Annotated in this window: 1 protein-coding gene; it reads left to right on the plus strand. The window is 60.5% G+C overall.

What is annotated here, in order from left to right; translation table 11 throughout:
- On the plus strand, positions 1-456 hold a 456-nt coding region (locus tag ACTJJ7_RS28085; RefSeq protein WP_440969509.1), incomplete at both ends, for a hypothetical protein.

Consider the following 456-nt stretch of genomic DNA (forward strand, 5'->3'; position numbering starts at 1 on the left):
GACGTGGTGCATCAATTGGTCCTGGATATTATCGGCGCCCTTGGCACCGTCACGCGGTTGCAATCAGGGCAGTTCCACGTGGCCGGCCCCCGCATTGCCAAACAAATCATATATGGGCTGCTGCCCACGGTGATGGGCCATCCCTTGAAGATCCGCGAGGATGCCTTCCATCTCGTGATCTCGGTCACTGGCCCTGACTTTGCGACGCGCCCGACCATCGCCAGCGAGCGATCTCCTTGGCTTGGGGGGCGGCAGCAGAGCAGATACCCGGCCGCTGCCCGAACACAGTGGATTGCGGCCTATCGTGCCGACATGGCGGCCGCTGCCGCATTGTTCAAAACGCTCAATGATGATCATGTCGACTTCGAGACGCGGCCGGTTCGATATGCGGGCAGCTGCGACATCATTCTCTATCATGAACTTTGCGCCGGGATTGACGGCCATGACATCGGCCCG

The organism is Phyllobacterium sp. 22229, from assembly GCF_052056495.1.
In the GTDB taxonomy this organism is placed as follows: Bacteria; Pseudomonadota; Alphaproteobacteria; order Rhizobiales; family Rhizobiaceae; genus Phyllobacterium; species Phyllobacterium myrsinacearum.